The organism is Myxococcus dinghuensis (assembly GCF_024198235.1).
In the GTDB taxonomy this organism is placed as follows: Bacteria; Myxococcota; Myxococcia; order Myxococcales; family Myxococcaceae; genus Myxococcus; species Myxococcus dinghuensis.
The window spans coordinates 1-1,248 of sequence record NZ_JAKCFB010000120.1 but is presented as its reverse complement, the minus strand read 5'-3'; the positions used below and the strand labels follow the sequence as shown (position 1 = coordinate 1,248).

Below are 1,248 nucleotides of genomic sequence, written 5' to 3'. Positions count from 1 at the left end.
GATTCCCCTCTACCGCCAGGCCAAGGCGCTCGCGCGCGTCGGCGCCCCCATTGCGCGCACGACGCTGTGCGACCTCTTCCACGCCGTCGCGGCCGCCACCTCGCCGCTGTCGGCGCGACTGCTCGCCTTGGTGCGGCAGGCCCCCCTGGTCCGTGCGGACGAGACGCCCCAGCGCGTGCTCGACGAAGGCAAGACGCGCCGGGCCTACGTCTGGACCTTCCGGACCGAGAGTCTCATCGCCTACGTGCATAGCCCCAGTCGCAGCGGCGCGACGCCCCAGGCCGTCCTGGGTGGCACGCGCGGCTACCTGCTCGTCGACGGCTACACCGGCTACAACCGCGTCACTCTGCCCGAGGGCCGCACGCGCGTGGCGTGCTGGGCGCACGTGCGCCGCAAATTCTTCGACGCGCAAGCCACCGCGCCCGAAGCCAGGCGCGCGCTCGACTTCATCCTGGACCTCTACCGCGTCGAGCACGAAGCCTCGCAGCGCGGCGTGCTGGGAGGGCCCGAGCACCTGGCCCTACGCCGTGAGAGGAGTGCGCCGGTACTCGAAGCCTTCGCCGCGTGGCTCACGGAGCAATTGCCGCGACACCCGCCGCGGGGGCCGATGGGCCTCGCGCTGCGCTACGCCCAAGGCCAATGGGCGGCCCTCTCACGCTTCCTCGAGGACGCCTCGCTGCCGCTCGACAACAACGCCTCCGAGCGGGCCCTACGGGCGATGGCCTTGGGTCGAAAGAACTACCTCTTCGTCGGCAGCGACGAGGCTGGCCAGAATCTCGCGGGGCTCGCGTCACTCGTCGCCACGTGCGAGGCCAACAGCGTCAACCCCGAGGCCTACCTGGCCGATGTGCTGCTGCGGCTCGGCTCGCATCCGGCATCCCGCCTGGACGAATTGCTGCCGCACCGCTGGTCTCCGACACCCGTCAACTCGTCCTGAGCAGCCACCCGCGCTCGGCACTCGGAAACGTCGCTTGGGCCGGCGTGGCGACCACGCCGCGTGTTGCGGTGGTGTGCCCGCCACGCCGGCCGTCGGTCGGTTACAGAAAATCGACAGGGGCCTCGTCCTCCGCGCGCTCGACATGGCGCTGCTCGACCGTCCCGCTCCCGAGAGGCACCACTCCGACAGGGGCAGTCAGTACGCCAGCGACGACTACCGCCGGTTGCTCGAGGAGTGCGGCATCGAGTGCAGCATGTCGCGCAAGGGAAACTGCTGGGACAACGCGGTAGCCGAGAGCTTCTTTTCCACGC

Annotated in this window: 1 protein-coding gene and 1 pseudogene; both read left to right on the top strand. The window is 70.5% G+C overall.

All coding sequences use genetic code 11. The features are described from left to right. Positions 1–937: IS66 family transposase (tnpC, locus tag LZ198_RS42785; protein ID WP_253977937.1), on the top strand; the 937-nt coding region annotated here is incomplete at its 5' end. Positions 938–1,058: 121 nt separating this feature from the next. Continuing rightward, positions 1,059–1,248: pseudogene (locus LZ198_RS42780) on the top strand (DDE-type integrase/transposase/recombinase); the annotation flags it as partial.